Origin of the sequence: Fictibacillus sp. Mic-4 (assembly GCF_049843615.1) — a bacterium.
GTDB classification, from domain to species: Bacteria; Bacillota; Bacilli; order Bacillales; family Fictibacillaceae; genus Fictibacillus_A; species Fictibacillus_A gelatini.
Genome location: NZ_JBBHZM010000078.1, coordinates 1 through 4,766 on the forward strand (window position 1 = coordinate 1; position 4,766 = coordinate 4,766).

Consider the following 4,766-nt stretch of genomic DNA (forward strand, 5'->3'; position numbering starts at 1 on the left):
ATTTTAAGTGGCGGGTAGTTCACTAGACTAGAGAGGATTTAGTAAGATGAACATCCTATTAGCAGAAGATGATCTCCGGCTTGGGAAGCTCATTGTTCATATGTTAAAGAAAACAGGAGAATATAAGATTGATTGGGTAACCACAGGAAATGACGCTTTTGATTATGCCCTTATGTCACACTATGACGTGTTAATCCTGGACTGGATGATGCCAGAAGGGGACGGAGTGGAAGTATGCCGCCGGCTGCGGAAACAAGACTATTCAGGAGCCATCCTTATCCTTACTGCGAAAGATGCCGTCCAGGACCGAGTGGCAGGATTGGATTCGGGGGCGGATGATTATCTCATTAAACCATTTGAAATTGATGAACTTCTTGCACGCCTGCGGGCACTTTCCAGGCGAAATTATGCCCCTATCGTCGAAGAGACGGTCGATCTTCATGGTCTCGTGTTAAATCGCACAAGTTATACGATTCATCGAGGAAACAAGCATATTCAGTTAACACCGCGCGAATTTCAATTATTCGATTTGCTCGTACGAAATAAGGGACAAGTGCTGCCCCGTGACATTATCCTCGACCGTGTGTGGGGATTTGATGCGGATGTGTCGATTAAAATCGTTGATGCGACGGTGAAATTGCTCCGGAAGAAGCTGCATATGCTCATTCATCAAGAGTTGATTCAAAGTAAACGCGGGGTGGGCTACAAACTTGAAATTTAATATTATGTCGCGTCTTAGCGACCCATTCAAAAGGGACGTATTCAAACGCACGCAAATTCGTTTGACTCTTATTTACAGCGCACTTATCATGCTTTTTCTGATCCTTTTTATTGTCATTGATTATACGCTTGTTTACCAAATTAACTCGAATCAACAGGAAAAGCAAATTCAAAAACTTGCCGATCAAGAGTTGATCGTCATCAAAGACCAATTAATGAGGGGTAAAAAAGTAGGTCCGGATATCACGGTAATAGGGGAGGATCAATTTTTTTATTACGTAGTGAATTCTGATGGCCAGCTAATTGCAGGAGATGAAGTCAATCCCCGATTGCGTGAAGATTTGTTGAAGAACTTGATCGGGTGGATTCCTCAAATGGATGAAACGCGATATCAAACATTGAAAGAAACGCATCGTCATCCATGGGAACAACGAGGAGCGATTGGCGAATCGGAATCGCGTGACATTCGTCTATTGATGGCGGGACGGCCGATTTATAACGGAAATCAATTGATTGGCGTTTTTTATATAGGAAAAAATATATCCTATCAATATGGGCTTTATAAATTGCTGCTTATTATATTAAGCATATTGGCAATAGTCTTTTCAGGAGTTGCCGTATTCATCAGTTACATCATGTCAAAGCGCGCAATGATCCCAATCATTCAAGCTTATACAAGGCAGCGTGAATTTACTGCGGATGCTTCCCATGAATTGCGGACTCCTTTAAGTGTGATGCTGTCTTCTATTAATGCGTTGGAGATGGAAAACAGTATCGAGAAGGACGAATTTTCCCGCAGCCTATTGTCCAATATGAAAGACGAAGTGAAACGCATGACAAAGCTGGTCGCCCATTTGCTGACATTGGCCCGATCGGATTCAGATAAAATTGAGCTGTTTGTAGAGAGGTTTGATTTTCGTTCTGACGTTGATAAATTAATCCAAACGATTAAGCCACTTGCGGATTCAAAACAAATAATAGTAGGGTTGCATGCTCCAAATGCACTTGTTGTTTATGCGGATCGCGAGCGGCTAAAACAGTTATTGTACATTTTGCTTGAAAATGGGATAAAATACACGCCAAATGGGGGAGAAGTCGATTTAACGCTTTCTTTAGAAACGTATAAACAATCGAAAACATTGACGATCGCTGTACGAGATACGGGAATAGGAATTGAGCCAGAACACCATCATCGCATTTTCGAACGGTTTTATCGCGTAGATCCATCCCGGTCACGGCAAATGGGAGGTCACGGTTTAGGGCTGGCCATTGCGAAGGCGATTATTGATTCCCATCACGGAACGATTCACGTTGAGAGCCAGCCCGGACAAGGTACCACCTTTATGATAAAAATCCCTGTGGCGGATCCAGCCAATGAATAGACGCGCAAGAAACTTTTTTAAAAGGTTCTTGCGTTTTTTTTGGGCTTTTTTTCATTTTTTCACTCAATTTTCATCATTGAAGGATAAAGTAACAGATGAGCAGGACAAAGACACTCGCCTGCTCTTACACCTATAAAAAATTTTAGGAGGAATGTACATGTTGAAGAAAAAATCAATCGGCTACATATTGGCAGGAGCATTATCACTTAGCGTTGCGGGGGTAGTTCCCGTATTTGCCGCAAGTAATGATGATAGCAGTACGGCAGCAAAATCGCAGGGAGAGGCACTGTTTTCAAAACGAGGTCACGGTTTTGGTTTTAAAGAAGGTTTTAGAGCCGATCCGGATATGATTAAGCAAAAAGCGAAGGAATTAGGTATTAAAACAACAGGAAAAGATACAGAAACATTGATGAAAGAAATACGCAATACGGAAATCAAAAAAGAGGCCAAAGAGCTGGGAATTAAAACCAGCGGAAAAGAAATCGACACGTTAGCGAAAGAAGTACGAGAAGCGCGAATCAAGAAAGAGGCAAAGGAACTGGGCATCAAAACAAGCGGAAAAGAAATCAACACATTAGCGAAAGAGGTACGAGAAGCACGAATTAAGAAAGAAGCAAAGGAACTGGGCATCAAAACAAGCGGAAAAGAAATCGACACATTAGCGAAAGAGGTACGAGAAGCACGAATTAAGAAAGAGGCAAAAAAATTAGGCATTAAAGCAGAGGGAAAAGATATTCCAACTCTTGCGAAAGAAGTGCATGATCGGCAAATCCTTCAAACTGCGAAAAAACTCGGCATTGTTACAAAAGGTAAACGTACTGAAGAAATTTTGAACGAGATTATCACCAATCATGCTGATAAGGTAAAAGACTTAGATCTTTTTCCATTTAAAGACCGTGAGCATCCATTTGGAATTTTTCATATGAAAAGGGAGGGCTTCGATTGGAAGGACAAAGTCGTTGAACGGTAAAAAGAAGCAGGCAGCTCATGATAATTGACTCATCAAAAAAGCAGTGAGGTGCATGAACCACGCTGCTTTTTTGAATGATGTATATTCTGTTTGTAATTTTAAATGCGGAGGACATAACATGAAAAAGAATTATACAAAAATCGTATTCGATTTACTGATGGCAATAACGTTTGTGTTGCTAATGAATCCAAGAGTATTAAACGGGCTGCCCTTTCATGAAATTGCCGGGCTTGTAATAGGAGCAGCGATTCTTATCCATATCGGATTGAACTATCGGTGGGTAGTTACGACAACGAAAAAAATTTTTGATAGCAACCTCCCTAAAAAGACCCGATTTAGTTTTTTCTTAAATATTTTGCTATTAATTTCGATGGCTACCGTTATTATTTCAGGCATATTCATTTCCAGGGTAGTGTTTCCGGGTCTGGCTATTCAAGAGGGCCACGCGATTCGTGGCATCCATAGTTTATCAGCCGACATGACACTCGCATTGGTTGGCTTGCATATTGCAGTACATTGGCAGTGGATCATGAACATTTGTAGAAAAGCGTTTCAATCGAAGGAAGGAAAACTTAGAAGGGGAGCCATTGCATCAGTTGTCCTGGCACTTGCCGTTTTGGCAGGCGGAATCCAATGGTTTTCTTCATCAGCTTCTATCAATGCAGGTGATTTCAACAAGAAACAAATGCTGCCAAAAGGCGATGGACAGTTTGCCAACAATGTACATCAAGGACCGCCCGACGGAGATTTAGGTGAAGTGAAGTTTCACGGAAGAGATGGACACGGCGGCAAGAGCAATCCATTTCTCGTCGTTCTTAACTATTTCGCGATATGGGCAGCCATCATTATTCCAACTTATTATGTGGAACAACGCATTTTGAGGAATAAAAGAAAATCAAGACTGGTTCATCCTCAAAATGTAGGATAGCAGCTATCGATTAAAACAAAAGAAAGTGGCTATGAAAATAATTTTTGCTGAAAGAATGTTTTTATCCCGGGGAAACCAGGCATTATAATTAGATATTCGAATGAAAAGGTGTGCCAGATATGGTACTCCTTTTTAATGCAAAATCCATAACGTTATGAAGCTCGATATTTTCAGGAAAGTGTTGTAAAATTTTAGAGAGAAATAAGAACTGCACATTAATGAATTGCCTCTTAAATTTCTGTCCCCATCCATTCCCCGTCTTGCAAGAATCTCAAACATCTTATAAGTTTTTGAAAACTATATTGAAAAGAAGGTTAGAGAGGATGTTGACTATTGCCAATGCCTTATAAATCCAGAACTGAATCTAAAGAGTTGCAAATTCTAAAACTTTTATACAGGAGAATGGATTTGCCTGATCAAATGAAGCAGTACTATTTCAATCTGAAAAAAGGGTTTGAAGGGGAGGTGAAGTTTGATTTATTGACAAAGGAACTTCAATGTGAATGCTTTATCTTTAACGATTTGATGCTCTCTATCAATAACACGGCGATCTGTCAACCTCAGTTGAAAATTCCCCATTCGTTATAATTTTGAACAACTCCCTCCCAGAGGGATTGTCCGGTAAACGTGGGGAATTTTCAACCGGAACTATTGAGTATTCTATCACCGGATTCTACAGATCCAAATTGACTCACTCATCATTGCTTCAGAAACCATTTATATTTTCGAAGTGAAAAATTATGAAGGGGACTATTATTATGAATCC

5 protein-coding genes and 1 pseudogene are annotated in these 4,766 nt (G+C 40.4%); all 6 read left to right on the forward strand.

The window, feature by feature from the left end; all coding sequences use genetic code 11:
• Positions 1-46: 46 nt before the first annotated feature.
• The gene (locus WD019_RS21370; RefSeq protein WP_425712771.1) at positions 47-721 is read left to right on the forward strand and encodes a response regulator transcription factor; all 675 of its coding nucleotides are present in this window, start codon (positions 47-49) and stop codon (positions 719-721) included.
• The gene (locus WD019_RS21375) at positions 711-2,102 is read left to right on the forward strand and encodes a sensor histidine kinase (protein ID WP_425712772.1); all 1,392 of its coding nucleotides are present in this window, start codon (positions 711-713) and stop codon (positions 2,100-2,102) included. The genes WD019_RS21370 and WD019_RS21375 overlap by 11 nt, the downstream gene beginning before the upstream one ends.
• Before the next feature lie 157 nt (positions 2,103-2,259).
• Complete coding sequence (locus WD019_RS21380; protein WP_425712773.1) at positions 2,260-3,072, forward strand: hypothetical protein; 813 nt, start codon at positions 2,260-2,262, stop codon at positions 3,070-3,072.
• A gap of 118 nt (positions 3,073-3,190) precedes the next feature.
• Positions 3,191-4,000: a DUF4405 domain-containing protein gene (locus WD019_RS21385; protein ID WP_425712774.1), complete on the forward strand. Its 810-nt coding sequence runs from the start codon at positions 3,191-3,193 to the stop codon at positions 3,998-4,000.
• Positions 4,001-4,408: 408 nt separating this feature from the next.
• Positions 4,409-4,588 (forward strand): hypothetical protein, encoded by a 180-nt coding sequence (locus WD019_RS21390; protein WP_425712775.1) that lies wholly within the window; start codon positions 4,409-4,411, stop codon positions 4,586-4,588.
• A gap of 94 nt (positions 4,589-4,682) precedes the next feature.
• Positions 4,683-4,766: pseudogene (locus WD019_RS21395) on the forward strand (nuclease-related domain-containing protein); the annotation flags it as partial.

Bases quoted from the DNA above. Each gene is read 5' to 3' on its own strand.
- WD019_RS21370 (WP_425712771.1), top strand. From the start codon at position 47: ATGAACATCCTATTAGCAGAAGATGATCTCCGGCTTGGGAAGCTCATT.
- WD019_RS21380 (WP_425712773.1), top strand. From the start codon at position 2,260: ATGTTGAAGAAAAAATCAATCGGCTACATATTGGCAGGAGCATTATCA.
- WD019_RS21385 (WP_425712774.1), top strand. From the start codon at position 3,191: ATGAAAAAGAATTATACAAAAATCGTATTCGATTTACTGATGGCAATA.